The following is a 15,855-nucleotide window of genomic DNA, read 5'->3' as shown; positions in this document are numbered from 1 at the left end:
CGGCGGGCCGGATGCACGAGTCCCGGGGCCGCGACCGGCGGTCTGCTCGACCGGACGGACCCGCCGGATCGCGCCCGGAAGCGGACGGAGCGCAGTGCCGATCAGCTCCTTTGCCGGTTCGTCGGCGAAGCGCACCGCCGACCCCGGGTCCGCGGCCGTCTTGGCACGTGCCGCTGCCGTTCGGTTTCCTGGATAACGGGCATGACGCCCTCGCGTCCGCGTCATGATCCCATCGGGCAGTACGCCGGCGGCTGCCACAGGTGCTTGCGAATCGGGGGGAACGTGACGGTGCCAGACCAGGTCCTCGGGGGCCGTTACCGCTTGGTGCGGCAGCTCGGTGAAGGCGGAATGGGGCACGTATGGGAAGCACGGGACGAAACTCTGGGCCGTCCCGTCGCGGTCAAGGTGATCTCCCTGCTCGCCGGTGGCGGGAGCCGCGGCGATGAGGCACGCGCCAGGTTTCTGCGCGAGGCGCGCATCACCGCCCGGTTGCAGCATCCCGGCATCGTCACCATCCACGACCTCGGCGAGACCGGCTCGGGAAGCGAACGGGTCCCCTTCCTGGTGATGGAGCTGGTCCGCGGCGAGGGCCTGGACGCGAAGCTGCGCAGAGGCGCCGTCACCTTGCAGGACGCGGCCCGATGGGGCGCGGAGATATCCGACGCACTGGCCGAGGCGCACAGCGCCGGGGTCATGCACCGGGACATCAAGCCGTCCAACATCCTCGTCATGCCGTCCGGCATCGTGAAGGTCCTCGATTTCGGCATCGCGCGGGCGGCCGACCCCTCCGCGACCGCAGACCGCCTCACCCAGACCGGCTTCATCGTGGGCACACCCCCTTACATGGCGCCCGAACAGGCGCGTGGCCATCCGGAACCGCACAGCGACCTGTACGCCCTCGGCTGTCTCCTCTTCGAGCTGATCACCGGCCGGCTCCCGTTCCAGGCCCCCGACACCGTCGGGTATCTCACGGCACACCTCACCCAGGAACCGCCCGCCCCCAGTTCGGTGTCGGCTGGTATCCCCTCCGCATGGGACGACCTCGTACTGACCCTGCTCCACAAGGAACCCGGCGGGCGGTGCGCGAACGCCGCCGGTCTCTCCCAGGCGCTCCGGGAACTCGACCGCGCACCGGAGTCCGCACCCACGGCGGACGGGTCCACTGCAATCCTCACGACGCCCGGCCCGACTCCGCTCACCGAGGCCGGCACCCGGCCGGGTCCCCGGGCCCCGCGACCCGAACCGCCCGGGCGGCAACCGGGCCCCGCGGGCACGGGTACCCGCCCGGACACGACGCCGCCCCCTCCCCGGCGGTCCGCCGCCAGGACCGCGACTGCCGTGACTGCGTTCCTCTGCCTCGTCCTGGTCCAGGTCATTCCCTTCGCGACCACCCAAGCCGTCGACACCGGCGAGATGACGAGCGGTGAGCGGACCGCGCATGTGACGATCTTCGGCGCTCTGGCGGCCCTGCTCATCATCGGCATGCTGTTCCTCACGCGGCACGGGGCCGGACGCTGGCTGATCGCGGCAGCCGGCGCCGGCCTGGCCCTGCAAGCGGCGAACGCCATGATCATCTTCGATGCGATCGGCACCGCCCTGCAGGGAGTCCTGCCCCTTGCCGCCGCCACGGCGGCCCTCTCCGCCATCCTGGCGGTCCTCCCTGCCACGAGCCTGTCTCCCCGGCATACGGGCGAAGCCCGCCCGCGTCGCTCCGCCGGAGGGAGAGACGGCTGACGGGTCGACCGCGGTGCGCCGCCTCGTCGACAACGGTGGTCGGCCGGGCGCGGGGCGCACGGGGTACCGGCGTCCTCCCCACCGCACGTGGTGCCCCGCCCACACGGCGAGCGCCCGGTAGCCCGTCAGCCACTCCGCCCCGGCCGCGCGGGCGCCGTCCCAGCCGGCCCAGGTTGCAGAACTCCAGGGCGGGCTGGCCGCTGGTGTGCAGGGGCAGGCGTACGTCCCGGACCTGGACGGCGTACGCGGCCAGCGGCGGTTCGTCGAGCGAGGGGTCGGCGCTGAGCACCTTCGCGTGTACGTCGCGGAGGGCCGGGCCCGGTGCGACGCCGCCCAGTTCGGCGGCGAGGGCGAGGCGGGTGGTGCGGTAGACGTCGAGGGCCTCGGCCTGGCGGCCGGCGCGGTAGAGGGCGGTCATCAGGGAGGCGACGAGCCGTTCACGCAGGGGGTAGCGGGCGGCCAGGGGCCGGAGTTCGGCGGCGAGGGAGCCGCCGCCGTCGCGCGCCCCGCCGCGGCCGGTGTGCAGCCGGTCCTCGGCGCGCTGCTCCAGAGCGCCGAGCCGGAGTTCGGCCAGCTCCGCGCCGAGCCGGGCGCGGAGTTCGCCGTCCGCGAGCCCGTCGAGGAGTTCCCCGCGCCACCGGGCCAGCGCCTTCTCGGTACGGCGCAGCCGCTCCGCGGGGTCGCGCAGCGCGGCGGCGGCGCGGGCCCGTTCGGCGACGCGGGCGGCCGCTCGATCGTCCGCTACGCCCCGGACGGCGGCCATGTCCACCACCCCACGGGTCCGGTCCTCATCGGCTTCAAGGACGGCCAGGGCAACCTGCGCCGCGGCGAGTACCTGGTCGACGGCGTCGACACCCTGGAGATCACCGCGTCCGACTACCGCACGATGACGTGGAAGGAGGGCACGAAGAAACTGACCGACGTCTGCGACAAGATCGCCTGAGCCGGGCCGCGGCCCGCCCGCGAGACACCGCCGCTGATCTACAGAGCGCGGTACACGTCGCGGCGGTCGCCGACGGCGACGACCCAGATGACGAGTTCGCCGTTGTCGACCGTGTACACCACTCTGTAGTCCCCGACGCGCAGCCGGGACATGCCCTCTTGACCAGTCTGCGGCTTGATGTCGAAGGCCGAAGTGTCGCCCTTGTCCATGGCGCGCTGGAACTCCCCGAGGCGAATGAGGATCCTGCGCGCCTCGCGGAGCGGCACGGCCCGCATCTGCCGCTGAGCGGCCTGGGTGAGTTTCGTGCTGGAGACCCCGTCGGTCATGCCTGGCGAGCCTCGCCCAGGATCTCAGCGGCGAGGTCTTCCAGGGTGACGGTCGGTTCGCGCCCTTCGGCCAGGGAATCTGCGGCCAGCCGCGAGAGCCAGGCGTCCTCGACGCTCTCCTCAAGTTTCCTGAGGCGCTGGTACTCGTCCAGGTCGAGAATCACGGCTTCGGCCTTGCCCCGCCGGGTGATGATGGTCGGGGTGGCTTCCCGGCGCGCACGGTCGATGGTGTCGGCCAGGTGGGCCCGCACACCCCGGCCTCAGTGCAGTTGGAGGACCATGACGTCGTAGCGCGGTGAGTCCGGGAACGGCTGCGACTGTCCGACCTTCTTGTATCCCCAGCGCTCGTAGAGCGAACGAACCCGCGGGTGGGCGGTCTCCACGGTCAGCGAAGCGCGGTCTTCCGGGCGCTGGTGCATCAGCTCGTCGTGAATGCCGCGGGCAACCTGGGTTCCGCGCCAGGGGGTACGCACCATGATCTCGCAGAGGCCGAAGACAGAGCGGCGGCCGTAGTCGTGGACGTCGGGGCTGACCGGATCGATCACCGCGTCCCACTCCTCGGGGCTGTCCGGTCGGCCGTACGCGTAGCCGACGACGGCGCCGTCGACCTCGCCTACGACGCACGACCAGCCGGGGGTGGACGTGTGGCCGTCAAGGCGGCGTTCGAATCTGTCCACGGAGAAGAAGGGATCCTCGGCCGCCTCGGCGGCGTAGACCTCCGCGTACACCTCGATCAGCGTGTGGCGAATCTCCGGCAGTCGGCCACGGTTGTAGGTGCTCAGGGAGAGCACTTCGCCGGTCATGCTGCAACCTTCCGGTAGCGTTCCAAGAACTCGGCGGTCACAGGGGAGGACCCTCTCTGGCCGAGCGATCGGCCGAACCCCCGCAGATGGGCGGTCCAGCGCGGGCTGCGCACCTCGGGCAGCAGATCGAGGGCCCGGTGCCCGGCCGCCAGCGCCTCCTCGGGTTCGCCGGCAGCCAGGGCATTGCGCGCCAGGCTCACGTGCGTGGCGAACGCGTTGCGCCGGAACTCGCCGACTCCCATGAGCGTCCGTGCCTCGCGGTCGGCCTGGAGAGCGTCGGTGAAATCGCCGAGGTTGTAGTGGCAGAGGGCGGCCTGACCGGTCAGCTCCGCGGGTCCGCAGAAGGCCAGCCACGGCGGCGGTTGCGGCGAAGCGCGGTCGAGTTCCTGTTCTGCGCGGTGGAGCGACTGCCCGCAACGCCCGCGCTGGCCGGTGACGGAGTGGCCCAGGGCGACCCGGGTGTGGAGCAGGGCGGACAGCCGGGGCTCGCGGCGGCCTCTTGTGGCGTCCAGCGCCGTGCGGGCGATGGCCACAGCCTCGGAGCCATGCCCGAGGTCGACGGCCTGCCGGGACATGCAAGACCAGACACGCGCCTCCAGGTCGGAGGACTTGGCCAGGCGCGCGTACTGGAGGGCGCCGCGCCAGTGGCGGCGGGCCTGTTCGTGCTGCTGGGAGTCATAGGCGAGCCAGCCGGCCTGAGCGCACATCTCCCCGAGCGCCTGATGCAGCGCCGTCTGCACGCGGCTGCCGTAGCTGCAGTGCCGCATGGTGTGCTCGACGTGCGCGACGTAGCGGCCGGCTACGCCGGCCAGCTCTGCGCTGCCGTGGCGGTCGTCCAGTTGCACCAACCGGGCCTCGGCGCCGCGGATGCGCGCGATGTCGCTCATGTCGATGCGGCCGGCCTCGGGCAGAACGGGGAGCGCCACTAGGGTCCCGGCGCTGAGAACGAATCTGCGGCGACGCACTGGCAGTTCCTCGTCAACGGGTGCTGGTGCTCGCACAGTACGCCCGCGTAGGGCCGCTTGGGGAGGAGAGCGGAAGCCGAGTTCCACGGCGCGGCGGCCGAGGACCGCTTCCAGCGGCAGCCTGGTGGCGTCACGGGGCCATGCGACCTCCCCGGTCAGCAGGCGGCGCACCTGGCGATCGCTGCATCTGCCCGGTGAGCCGTACAGCTTCTCGTGTTCCTCGTTGATGGCCTCTGCCAGGTCATCCTGGGTGTAGCCGCTCTTCTCGATGGCCTGCTGAAGAGCCTGGTTCGGATGTAACGGCATCAGCATCAACTCCCGGGACCCGCGACACAGTAGTGGTCCGATTACTGAAAGTGGAGTGAATCGTCCGCCCGGGGTGAAGCAACAGCCCCGGCACCGTCCTTCCCGCTGACGCCCTCGCCGCCGGACCGTATTCACATGCCGTGCTGGCTGAGCACGGCACACCGGTTTTGAGGCGATGCAAGGTGTCGTGTATGACGACCGATCAGAACAGAATGGCCAGCACTTCGGTCATGAAGTGGCAGTGGCGGCGGCATCCTCGATGTGTAGGGCTGGCGCGGGCCCAATTGCGAAAGGCTTTGGCAGGGTGGGGGCTGACCGGGATCGAGGAGCCGGCTTCGCTGGTGGTCTCGGAGCTGATGACCAACGCCGTGGTGCATGCCCGTGTGCCGCCTGGGCGGGAGATCCTGACGCGCTTCGTCCGGCAGGACGGCGGGGTGCTCATCGAAGTACACGACGCCTCCGACGTGTGGCCGGAAAAGCGGGTGCCCGACGAGGGCGGCGGCTATGGGCTGCTGATGGTCGAGAAGCTGGCGGTCCGGTGGGGAGTCTCCGCGCGCAACGGGATCGGTAAAAGGGTCTGGGCGGTGGTGGTCGACACCACCGCCCCATCGGAGTGAGGCTGCCGGGAAGTGACCGCCCCCGGCGGGCTTTCAGCGCGCTGTTTCCGCCGCCTCCTCACCCCGCGAAGTGGCATGCCGCCGGGTGGTCGCCTCCGTCCCGTACGCGCAGTTCCGGGGCCTCCGACTCGCAGATGTCCGCCGCCAGGGGGCAGCGGGTGCGGAAGCGGCAGCCCGTGGGCGGGGAGGAGGGGGACGGGACCTCGCCGGTGAGGGGGAGGTCCTTCGCGGCGCCCGGGCGGTCGCGGACCGAGGGGGCCGCCTTGAGGAGGGCCTGGGTGTAGGGGTGCTGGGGGGACTCGAAGACCTGGGCGGCGGTGCCGCGTTCGACGATCGTGCCCAGGTACATCACCGCCACCTCGTCCGCGATGTGCCGGACCACGTCCAGGTCGTGGGAGATGAAGAGGTACGCGATCCCCAGCTCCCGCTGGAGGTCCGCGAGCAGGTTGAGGATCTGTGCGCGTACGGAGACGTCCAGCGCCGAGACCGCCTCGTCGCAGACGATCAGCTTCGGCCGCAGCGCCAGCGCCCGCGCGATGCTCACCCGCTGGCACTGGCCGCCGGAGAGTTCGTGCAGGCGGCGGGTCGCGTACGAGGCGTCCAGGCCCACCTGGGTCAGGAGCCGCGCCACCTCCGTCGCGTGCTCCGCGGGCGCCACCACGTCCCGGTGGATGTGCCAGCCCTCCGCGACGATCTCCGCCACCCGCATCCGCGGGTTCAGCGACGTGTACGGGTCCTGGAACACCATCTGCAGGTCGTGCGCCACCCGCCGGCGCTCCCGGCGGCCCGCCGTCGCCAGGTCCAGGCCCGCGAAGGAGACGGAGCCGGCGAAGGGCTCCAGCAGGCCCACCACCGAGCGGGCCAGCGTCGACTTGCCGCAGCCGGACTCGCCGACGATGCAGACCGTCTGCCCCGGCCGTACCGTCAGGTCGACGCCCGCGACCGCGTCGACGCGGCGGCGGCCGAGGCCGGAGCGGCCGGGGACCGTGTAGCCGGCGTGCAGGCCGCGGATGTGCAGCAGGGGCTCATCCGTCTGCTGCGGGCTTGTCTGCGCGGTGCTCATGAGGCGGCCTCCACGCCGGTGGGCTGGGCTCGTACCTTGTCGCTGTGGTGGCAGGCCGCGCTGTGGCCGGCTCCCACTGCCGTCAGTGCGGGGTCTTCGGTGGCGCACACCTTCGTCGCGTACGGGCAGCGTGGCGCGAACGCGCAGCCCGCCGGCTGCCGGCCCGGCGCCGGCGGCTGGCCCTCGATCGGGACCAGCCGGCCGGGGCGGGCCGGGTCCGGGACCGCGTCCAGCAGGCCGCGCGTGTACGGGTGCGCCGGTGCCGTGTACACGTCGTCCAGCGCGCCCGTCTCCACGATCCGGCCGGCGTACATCACCGCCACGTCCTGCGCGACCCGCGCCACCACCCCCAGGTCGTGCGAGACGAGCAGCATCGCCATCCCCGCGTCCGTCTGCCGGGCCGCGAGCAGCCGCAGGATCTGCGCCTGCACGGTGACGTCGAGCGCGGTCGTCGGCTCGTCGGCCAGCAGGACCGCCGGGTCCAGGGTGAGCGCCATCGCGATGACCGCGCGCTGCCGCATGCCGCCCGAGAACTCGTGCGGGTACGCGCCGTACTTGGCCTCCGCGTCGGGGATGCCGACCGTCCGCATCAGCTCCACCGCCCGCTCCCGGGCCGCGCGGCGGCCCGTGCCGCGGCGGCGCAGCGTTTCGGCGATCTGCCAGCCGATGGTGAACGACGGGTTCAGCGCCGCCATCGGGTCCTGGAAGACCATCGCGACCTGCGCGCCGCGCAGTTCGCGCCACTGCGCGTCGGTGAACCCGGCGGTGTCCCGGCCGTCGATCTCGACCGTCCCCGTGCTCACCGCGGCGCCCGGCGGCAGCAGGCCCATCAGCGCCAGCGACGTCAGCGACTTGCCGCTGCCCGACTCCCCCACCAGGGCGGTGACCCGGCCGGGTACGAGGTCGAGGTCGACCCCGCGGACGACCTCCCGGGGGCCGAAGGCGATGTGTACGTCCCGCAGGCGGGCCGCCGCGGAGGTCTCCACGGTCGTGGCAGGCATCTTCTTCTCCTCTGCGCTCATATCTGCGACCGCGGGTCCGAGACGTCCCGGAAGCCGTCCCCGATCACGCCCACCGCCGTGACCACCAGCGCCAGCGCCGCCGCCGGCATCGTGGAGATCCACCACGCCGAGCCCAGGTAGTCGCGCCCCACGGAGACCGTGGCGCCCCACGAGGACGTGTCGACGGGCACGCCGAGGCCGAGGAAGCTCAGCGACGCCTCCGCGACCATCACGAGGCCCACCTGCACCGTCGCGGCGACCAGCAGCGGCTGCCACAGGGACGGCAGCACGTGGCGGACCATGATGCGTACGTGTCCCGCCCCCAGCACCCGCGCCGAGTCGACGAAGCCGAGCTTTCGCGTCGCCATCGCCGAGGCGCGGGCGACGCGGGCGAAGATGACCCACCTCGTGATCGCCAGCGTGATGACGATGTTGGTGACGCTCGGGCCGAGCACGCCGGCCAGCAGGATCGCCAGCAGGATGGAGGGGAAGGCGAGCTGGATGTCGCCGATGCGGGAGGCGATCGTGTCGGGCCAGCCGCCGAAGTAGCCCGAGACCAGCCCGACGACGAGGCCGACCGCGCCGCCGACCAGGATGGTCGCGGCGGCGACGAGCAGCGAGATCCGGGCGCCGGCCAGCAGGTTGGCGAGCAGGTCGCGGCCCATCTGGTCGGTGCCCAGCCACGCGATGTCACCGCCGTCGGTGCGCTCCCCGGGAGAGAGCAGCCGGTTCGGCAGGTCTGTCGCGACCGGGTCGTACGGGTGCAGCAGCGGCCCGACGAGGGCGGCGAGGACGAAGAGCGCCAGCACCCCGGCGCCTGTCCACACGCGCACCGGCACCCGCCGCGCGGCGTCGCCGCGGGACTTGTCCGTACGCGGGGAGTCGACGGCCTGCGCGGGTGCGGCCGTGGTCGTGCCGCTCATGCGTCCTCCGGAGTGAGGCGGGGATCGATGACGAAGTAGACGACGTCCACGAGCAGGTTCAGGACGATGTACGCCAGCGTGATCGTGAGGATCGCGGCCTCGACGACCGCGTAGTCGCGGTTGGTGATCGCGTCGACCATCAGCGAGCCGATGCCCGGCCAGGAGAAGACGACCTCGATGATGACCGCGTTGGCGATGAAGTTGCCCATCAGCAGGCCGAGTACGGTCACGACCGGGATCGCGATGTTGCGGCCGACGTGCACGTACTGGATCGTCCCCTCGCCCACGCCCTTCGCGCGGGCCGTACGGGCGTAGTCCTTGGCGCCCTCCTCCAGCGCGCTGCTGCGCACCAGCCGGGCGAGCCAGCCGATGAACGGCAGCGACAGCGTGAAGGCCGGCAGCAGCACCGCGGTGGGCGAGCCGTCGACGGTCGCGGGCAGCCAGTCGAGTCGGCGGGCGAAGACGAGGATCAGGACGATCCCGAGCCAGAAGGACGGGATGGCCTGGCCGGCGAGCGAGCCGGTGGAGACCACCAGGTCGAGCAGCTTGCCGGGGCGGCGGGCGCAGAGCATGCCCAGCGGGATCCCGACGGCGACGGTGAACAGCAGCGCCGCGAGCGACAGGCTGAGGGTCGCGGGGAAGCGGTCCAGGGTGTTGCTGAGGGCGGAGCCGCCGAGGCGCCAGGAGTCGCCGAGGTCGCCGCGTACGATGCCGGCGAGGTGGTCGGCGTACTGCCGCCACAGCGGGTCGTCGAGGCCGAAGTCGGCCCGTACGCTCTCCAGTTGTCCGGCGGAGGCGTCGGGGCCGACGATCAGCTTGGCGGGATCGCCCGGCACGACGCGCACGATGAGGAACACCAGCGTCAGCGCGCCGAAGGCGACGACGACGGCCTGCGCGAGGCGTTTGGCGAGGAACGCGCCCATCATTGCTCACCTCTTCTTCCCAGTGGTCCGGCGGAGGCGCGTACGACGAGTTCGGGGGCGAGGAGGGTACGGATCGGATCCGTGTCCTCCGCGACGGAGTCGGGCCCGGACTGCACCCGCTCCAGCAGCCGGTCGACGCCGGCCCGGCCCACGTCGGGCGCGGGCAGCCGGACCGTGGTCAGGGCCGGGTCGAGGTACGCGGAGAACGGGTGGTCGCCGTGGCCGACGACCCCGATGTCGGTGCCGACCCGCAGCCCCCGCTCGGTGAACGCCCGGTAGAGGCCGAGCGCGTGGTAGTCGTTGCCCGCGAGCACCACCGCGCCGGGCCCCGCCCGCCGCGCCAGTTCCGCGCCGACGGCGTACGCCACCCCGGGGTCGAAGGGACCGGAGACCGGCAACCCCTCCGGCGCGGCCGCCGGATCCACGCGCACCACCGCGTCGTCGGGCGCCGCGACCCCGCGGGCCGCCAGCGTCTCGCGGAAGCCCCGGATACGCTCCGAGACCGGCGAGATCTCCAGGTCCTCCTCGACCAGGTACAGCTCCCTCGCCCCGCCGTCCAGCACGTGCTCGGTCGCCGCGCGCGCACCGGCGTAGTAGTCGACGCCCACGACGTCGGCGTCCAGCTCCGGCAGGTGCCGGTTGAGCAGCACCACGGGCGTACCGGACTTGCGCAGCCGGCTCCAGTGCTCCGCGCCGTGCTGCACGGGTATGGCCAGCACGCCGTCGACGCCCCAGCGCATCAGCTCCTCGGCGGCGCGGCGCTCGTTCTCCGCGGAGTCCTCGGTGACCATGAGCATCAGCGAGTAGCCGCGTTCGCGGCCGCGCTCCTCGATCGCGGAGATGAGGCGGGCGTAGAAGGGGTTGGCCGGGTTGGTGATGACGAGCCCGAGGGTCATGGCGTTCCGCAGGACGAGGGAGCGGGCCATGGTGTTGGGCACGTAACCGAGGCGTTCCGCCTCCTCCTTGACCCGCTCGCGGGTCTCGGGGCTCACCGCGTCCTTGTCGGCGAGCGCCCGGGAGACGGTGTTGACCGACAGGTCGAGCGACAGGGCGATGTCGCGCAGCGTGGGTCGGCGGCGTGGGGTCATGGGATCCTCCGGCGCGGGGTCATCGGCGCCCCACCACGGCGAGGTCCGGCTGGTTGTTCGGGGCGGGGGTGAAGCCGGTCAGCTCCTTCGCGCGCCCGTACCCGGTGACCAGGGTGACGGGGAAGAGACCGACGGCGTCCGACCATATGGTCCCGCATGCCTCGCCGTAGAGCGCGTCGCGTTCCGGGCCCTCGGGCGCACCGGCGGCCCGGGCCAGGACGGCGTCGAGGTCCCCGTTGGCGTAGCCGAGGCGCTTGGCCTCCGAGGTGTAGAGGCGGCCGATGGTGAAGGCGGCGTCGCCGGTGGTCACGGTGTTCGTCTGGAGGTTCATGTCCCAGTCGAGGCCGTTGAGCCGCTCCAGCCACATCGCCTTCTCGATGCTCTGCGGTTCGACGGTGACGCCGATGCCGGCCCACGCCGAGATCAGCGCCTGCGCCAGCTCCCGCGACAGCGGCCCGGTGGCGTCGAACCACATCATCGAGGTGGAGAACCCCCGCCCGAGCCCGGCCCGCGCCAGCAGCCGGCGCGCCTCGTCCGGGTCGTACGGCCAGGGCCGCTGCGGCGCGAAGCCGGCGACGGTCTCGGGTATCGGCGCGCGCATCTGCTTGCCGCCGCGGCCGAAGAGGGAGTCCACGATCTGCGGCACGTTCACGGCCTGGCAGAGCGCGCGGCGGACGTCGGGGTCGTTGAAGGGCTCGCGCCCGCAGTTGAACCAGTTGAAGTAGTACGTCCAGGAGGGCACCGGCTCGACGGTGATCCCGGAGACCCCGGTGACCTCGGGCAGTTGGTCCGGCGGCACCGGCCAGAGCAGGTCGATGTCGCCGCCCAGCAGGGCGGTGATCGCCGTCGAGGTCTCCGCGATGTACGGCATGGAGACGGCGGGCAGTTCCGCCCGGCCGCCCCAGTAGTCGTCGAACCGCGCCAGTTCCACGGAGGTCGACGGGGTGAAGCCGGTGACCCGGAACGGACCGGAGCCGACGGGGCTCCGCTTCTGCTCTGGGTCCGCGACCAGCCGCGCCGGGACGATGAACAGGAGGGTGAGGTTGACCGGGAGCGAGCCGAGCGGCCCGTCCGTGGTGAAGACCACCGTGTGGTCGTCGGGCGCCTCGGCGCCCGCGACCGTCGCCCACAGCGGGGTCTGCGCGGACGCGACCTGCTGCGTGTGCTTCAGGCACGCGACCACGTCGCGGGCGGTGACCTCGCTGCCGTCGTGGAAGACGGCGCCGCGGCGGAGCGTGAAGACCCACTTCGTGTCGCCCTCCCGCCGCCACCCGGTCGCGAGCCCCGGCGCCAGCTCCGCGCCCTCGCGCCGTACGAGGGTGTCGAAGACCAGCCGCTTGACGATCAGCGACGCCTCGTCGACGGCGGTCGCGGCGTTGTACGGGTCCAGGTCCGTGACCGGCTGCCCGAACGCCGCGCGCAGCGCCCCGCTGGGCGCGGCGCTGCCGACGCCGCAGCCGGACAGCAGCACCGCCGTGGCACCGAGCCCCGCCATCGCCAGGAAGTCCCGCCGCGCGGGGCCTCTCCCACTCGCTCTGCTCGCCCCGGTCATCTCACCACCTCCGGATCATGACTTGAGTGCCAGGTAGATCAGGACCTTGAGGGACGAGGCCGTGTCGCCGGTGGCCTCGGCCGGTTCGTCGACGACGGTGCCGCGCAGCCGCAGCCAGCCGCCGAAGCCCTCGGCGGGCCAGCTGTGCAGCGGCCCGTCGTCGGGGTCGACGGACTGTTCCGCGCCGCGGTCGAGGTCGCACCAGTGCAGGCCGTCAGGCGATATCTGGGTGCGTACGAGCATCCGCGGGGCGCGCCCCGAGGCGTCGAGGACGCGCACGAACCAGCGGGCCTCGCGGGCCCAGGCGGCCTCGTACGGCTCGGTGGTGAACTCGCCCGTCAGGGTCGCGTTGCGCTCGATGACGGCGGTGAAGGACTGTCGCATGGTCATGTCGCACTCACCAGTCCACCGAGATCAGCACGGAGTCGAGGTACAGGAAGTTCCGCACGTCGGTGTGGGTGCGGACGGAGACGTAGAAGTTGAGGAGGTTCTGCAGCGACCCGTACTCCTCGTCGTAGGGCGGTACGGGCACGTCGGACATGTCGTGGACGACGTCGTTCACCTGGAGTTCGACGTTGCTGCGGGTGCCGGTGTCGATGACCCAGCGCAGATAGTGCCAGTTGACCTTGGTGGGGACCTCGTTGAAGCAGAGGTCCTGCCGCTCGCCGAACTGCCGCCAGTCGGCGGGGTCCGGGGCGGTGAAGTCCGCGGTCCGCGGGAGCTTGACCTTGCCCTCGAAGTGCTCGCGGGGGGTCGGCTCCGGGACCGTGGGGTACATCCAGCGGTGCTGCACCTCGTGGTCGGGATCGGTGTTCTGGTACCGGACGACGTTGTGGTAGCGCACGCCGTCGCAGATGTCCGTCGCGACGGTGAGCGCGCCGAACTGCTGCTCCGACGGGTGGTTGTTGGCGTCCCACCGGCCGCCGCCGGCGGCGGTCGCGGCGCCGTTCTCCGCCGAGGCGGCCTCCGCCTTGTACGCGAAGTACGTCTCGAACTGCACCCGGCCGCGGCCGGCCATCGTCAGCCGCCGGATCGCCACGCCGGTGTGCCCCGTGACCGGCCGGGTCGCGACCTTCAGGGCGTACGTGCCGGACATGGCCCCGTGCGTGCCGACGTCGAAGAAGTTGCAGGAGCTGAGCTGCGGCGGCCGGAAGTCCGACATGTGCGCGTCGACGGTGTCGAGATCACCGTGCTGGTCGTGGTTGCCGATCAGCTCGATCCAGCCGTGCGTCCCGGTGTTGAAGTCGTCGTGGACGAGGATGCGGCGCAGCGGGTTGAACTTCGCCAGCTTCGGGTCGAGCAGGCGCGGATCGGGGTGTGATGCGGTCGTCACCGGTGTCCTTTCATGAGGCGGACGGTGGCGTAGGAGAGGTTGTGGTCGGAGCGGAGGAGTTCGGCCTGCGGCCCCTCGGTCGCGGTGGTCTGCGGGATCTGCACCCACTCGCTGACCTTCGTCCCGTTCCGGACGAAGAGGTGGTCGATCTTCTCGCCGAGGGGCAGCGGGATCTTGCCGCCGTTGTACGAGGCGTACGCGTCGCCGGTGACGCGGTCCGCGACCGCGAGCGCGTCGGTGAAGCCGACGTCGGAGAAGGCGTCGATGGCGCTGGCGCCCTCGGCGGCGGAGCCGGAGTTCATGTCGCCGGCGAAGACGATGGGCAGGTTGCGGGTGTGCTTGTTGCGGAGGGTCAGCTCCTCGGCGGTGCGCCTGGCGTCGGCGTAGCGGACCTCGTCCCAGTTCTTGGTCCAGCCGTTGGGGTCGGTGGCGCCGTTCTTGCGGTACTCCAGGTGCATGTCGACGACGACGAAGCGGGCGCCGGAGCTCTTCTCGCGCAGCACGTTCCAGGTCATGGTCTTGCCGTAGATCTCGGTGGAGTCCGGCAGCCAGAGCAGGTCGTGGGGGAGTTCGCGGCCGCGCTTGTCGAGGTGGGAGTAGCGGGAGGCGTCGTAGTACGTGTAGCGGCCGGCGCCGGACTTGAGCGGGTAGCCCTTCTCCGGGTGGCGGGTGCCGGCGTAGTCGGCGGGGGCCTCGGCGTAGCCGTACTCCTGGAGGGCGGCGGTGAGCGGCGCGCGGAAGGACTCGACGTCGACGGCGGGCTGGCTGGGCGTCGCGTTGTTGCCGATCTCCTGGGTGGCGACGACGCCGAGTCCGGCCGCGTCGATGTCCGCGGCGACGTCGGCGGCCCGGCCCTCGGCCCAGGGGCGCAGCTTGGTGGCGCAGTCGCGGCCGATGACGCGCTCGCACTCGGCCTTGGTCGGCAGGCACCCGTGGCCGCACACGTTGTACGTGCCGACCCGGACCTCCACGGTCCGCCCGGCCGCTCCGGGCCGGCCGTTCTGCCCCTGGCCGTCCTGGTCTGAGGCCGCGGCGGCAGACCCGCCGAGCAGCGCGAGGGCTATCGCGACGCCGGGGACCACCACGGTGGATATTGCACGCAATCTGGGACGCATCTCGGCTCCAGGCTCGACATGAACGTTAACGTGAGCGTTGCGATGAGCACGCTACGCATGCCGTGGCCGGAAGTAAACGGTCCCGACGCGACTACTTGGTGAAGGGGCGGCGGCAAGGCGCCGCCCCCGGCCTCGGGTCGGCGAGGCGCGGGGGCGGCGGGCGGGGGCGCGGCGGGGCCGCCGGGGTCAGCCGGCCGTCAGCCGGTCCCGGCGGGCAACTCCGCGAGTTCGGCGAGGAGTTCGGGCGAGAAGTTGCTGCCGGTCACGACGGTCGCCAGGGCGCCGGGCGCGAAGCGGTGGTGGAGTGCGGCGGCGACGCCGAGGGCGGCGGCGGGCTCCAGGATCAGGCCCACGGTGTCGCGTACCGCCCGCAGCGCCTCGCGGATCTGGTCGTCGTCGACGAGCACCACGTCGTCCACGAGGCCGCGCATCCTGTCGACGGCCGCGGGCACGGGCACCCGGACGGCGACCCCGTCGGCGATGGTCCGGGCCTCGGGGGTGCTGACCGGCGCGTTCCGGCGCCAGCTTTCGGCCATCGCGGGGGCGCCCGCCGCGCAGACGCCCACGATCCGGGTACGGGGCGCGCGGGCCTTGGCCCAGCAGGCGATGCCGCCGATCAGGGCACCGTTGCCGACCGGTACGAGCAGGGTGCCGGGGAACGGCGCGAGTTCCACGGCGATGGTGCCGGCGCCCTCGGAGATGCGCGGCTCCTCGCCGTCCTCGACGAAGAGGCGGTCCGCGGCGCCGTCCGCGTACGCCCGCGCGGCGTCCTTCGCGGCATCGAAGTCGGCTCCGGCCAGGACCACTTCGGCGCCGAGGTCGCGCATCCTGGCGACCTTGACGGGGTTCGCGTTCCGGGCGCAGTACACCGTGACCGCGATGCCGCGCGCGCGGCCCGCGTAGGCGACGGCCTGGCCGAAGTTGCCCGCCGAGGCGCAGACCACCCGCTGCCCCTCGGCCAGTTCGTGCATGAAGTAGTCCGCGCCGCGGCCCTTGAAGGACCGGATCGGGTTGAGCGTCTCCAGCTTGAGCGCCAGATCCCGGCCCACCCGGCGGGCCAGGGCGGCGTCCTCGACGTACGGGCTGTCGCGGAAGACGGGATCGATGAGGCTTGCCGCTTCCTCGATGTTCTCCACCTTCAAGGGCTTGACCATCTGCGCATC

16 protein-coding genes and 1 pseudogene are annotated in these 15,855 nt (G+C 72.2%); 2 read left to right on the top strand and 15 right to left on the bottom strand.

The features are described 5' to 3' along the window. Positions 1-282: 282 nt before the first annotated feature. Positions 283-1,734 carry a serine/threonine-protein kinase gene (locus FB457_RS16960; RefSeq protein WP_047016991.1) on the top strand — a complete coding sequence of 484 codons (1,452 nt, stop codon included), beginning with the start codon at positions 283-285 and terminating at the stop codon, positions 1,732-1,734. A gap of 343 nt (positions 1,735-2,077) precedes the next feature. On the opposite strand, the pseudogene FB457_RS36190 reads toward FB457_RS16960, so the two are convergent. The 5 genes and pseudogenes from FB457_RS36190 to FB457_RS16935 all read right to left on the bottom strand — a co-directional run. Continuing rightward, positions 2,078-2,497, bottom strand: a pseudogene (locus FB457_RS36190) (AfsR/SARP family transcriptional regulator); the annotation flags it as partial. A 218-nt stretch (positions 2,498-2,715) separates the two neighbouring features. Continuing rightward, complete coding sequence (locus FB457_RS16950) at positions 2,716-3,003, bottom strand: type II toxin-antitoxin system RelE family toxin (RefSeq protein ID WP_047016990.1); 288 nt, start codon at positions 3,001-3,003, stop codon at positions 2,716-2,718. After that, entirely contained in the window at positions 3,000-3,254 is a 255-nt protein-coding gene (locus FB457_RS16945; RefSeq protein ID WP_145782319.1) for a type II toxin-antitoxin system Phd/YefM family antitoxin, read from the bottom strand. The genes FB457_RS16950 and FB457_RS16945 overlap by 4 nt, the downstream gene beginning before the upstream one ends. A 9-nt stretch (positions 3,255-3,263) precedes the next feature. Further along, on the bottom strand, positions 3,264-3,806 hold the full coding sequence (locus tag FB457_RS16940; protein WP_145782318.1) for a GNAT family N-acetyltransferase: 543 nt from the start codon (positions 3,804-3,806) through the stop codon (positions 3,264-3,266). Next, the gene (locus tag FB457_RS16935; protein ID WP_145782317.1) at positions 3,803-5,083 is read right to left on the bottom strand and encodes an NsdA family TPR-like regulatory protein; all 1,281 of its coding nucleotides are present in this window, start codon (positions 5,081-5,083) and stop codon (positions 3,803-3,805) included. Before FB457_RS16935 ends, FB457_RS16940 begins: the two co-directional genes overlap by 4 nt. A gap of 185 nt (positions 5,084-5,268) precedes the next feature. Here FB457_RS16935 and FB457_RS16930 point away from each other — a divergent pair, with 185 nt between their 5' ends. Then, the gene (locus FB457_RS16930) at positions 5,269-5,694 is read left to right on the top strand and encodes an ATP-binding protein (protein ID WP_145782315.1); all 426 of its coding nucleotides are present in this window, start codon (positions 5,269-5,271) and stop codon (positions 5,692-5,694) included. A gap of 58 nt (positions 5,695-5,752) precedes the next feature. Here the strand turns inward: FB457_RS16930 and FB457_RS16925 are convergent, their stop codons facing one another. The 10 genes from FB457_RS16925 to FB457_RS16880 all read right to left on the bottom strand — a co-directional run bounded on the left by FB457_RS16925 (position 5,753) and on the right by FB457_RS16880 (position 15,846). Continuing rightward, positions 5,753-6,757 (bottom strand): oligopeptide/dipeptide ABC transporter ATP-binding protein, encoded by a 1,005-nt coding sequence (locus FB457_RS16925; RefSeq protein WP_145782314.1) that lies wholly within the window; start codon positions 6,755-6,757, stop codon positions 5,753-5,755. Further along, complete coding sequence (locus FB457_RS16920) at positions 6,754-7,758, bottom strand: ABC transporter ATP-binding protein (protein ID WP_145782313.1); 1,005 nt, start codon at positions 7,756-7,758, stop codon at positions 6,754-6,756. Before FB457_RS16920 ends, FB457_RS16925 begins: the two co-directional genes overlap by 4 nt. 17 nt (positions 7,759-7,775) lie before the next feature. Continuing rightward, positions 7,776-8,681 (bottom strand): ABC transporter permease, encoded by a 906-nt coding sequence (locus FB457_RS16915; RefSeq protein WP_047016983.1) that lies wholly within the window; start codon positions 8,679-8,681, stop codon positions 7,776-7,778. Next, positions 8,678-9,607, bottom strand: coding sequence for an ABC transporter permease (locus tag FB457_RS16910; protein ID WP_253911322.1), 930 nt, complete (start codon positions 9,605-9,607; stop codon positions 8,678-8,680). The genes FB457_RS16915 and FB457_RS16910 overlap by 4 nt, the downstream gene beginning before the upstream one ends. Next, on the bottom strand, positions 9,604-10,692 hold the full coding sequence (locus tag FB457_RS16905) for a LacI family DNA-binding transcriptional regulator (protein WP_047016981.1): 1,089 nt from the start codon (positions 10,690-10,692) through the stop codon (positions 9,604-9,606). Before FB457_RS16905 ends, FB457_RS16910 begins: the two co-directional genes overlap by 4 nt. Before the next feature lie 19 nt (positions 10,693-10,711). Then, entirely contained in the window at positions 10,712-12,244 is a 1,533-nt protein-coding gene (locus FB457_RS16900; RefSeq protein ID WP_047016980.1) for an ABC transporter substrate-binding protein, read from the bottom strand. Between the two features lie 15 nt (positions 12,245-12,259). After that, complete coding sequence (locus FB457_RS16895) at positions 12,260-12,634, bottom strand: hypothetical protein (protein ID WP_145782312.1); 375 nt, start codon at positions 12,632-12,634, stop codon at positions 12,260-12,262. Between the two features lie 7 nt (positions 12,635-12,641). After that, positions 12,642-13,577 (bottom strand): DUF6772 family protein, encoded by a 936-nt coding sequence (locus tag FB457_RS16890; protein ID WP_145782311.1) that lies wholly within the window; start codon positions 13,575-13,577, stop codon positions 12,642-12,644. Continuing rightward, on the bottom strand, positions 13,574-14,662 hold the full coding sequence (locus FB457_RS16885) for an exonuclease/endonuclease/phosphatase family protein (RefSeq protein ID WP_078898349.1): 1,089 nt from the start codon (positions 14,660-14,662) through the stop codon (positions 13,574-13,576). The genes FB457_RS16890 and FB457_RS16885 overlap by 4 nt, the downstream gene beginning before the upstream one ends. Positions 14,663-14,889: 227 nt before the next feature. Then, the gene (locus FB457_RS16880) at positions 14,890-15,846 is read right to left on the bottom strand and encodes a threonine ammonia-lyase (protein ID WP_047016977.1); all 957 of its coding nucleotides are present in this window, start codon (positions 15,844-15,846) and stop codon (positions 14,890-14,892) included. Between the last annotated feature and the right edge of the window lie 9 nt (positions 15,847-15,855).

This window comes from Streptomyces sp. CNZ287, from assembly GCF_007827615.1.
The sequence above is the reverse complement of the archived record's forward strand: the minus strand, read 5'-3'. Positions and strand labels throughout refer to the sequence as shown.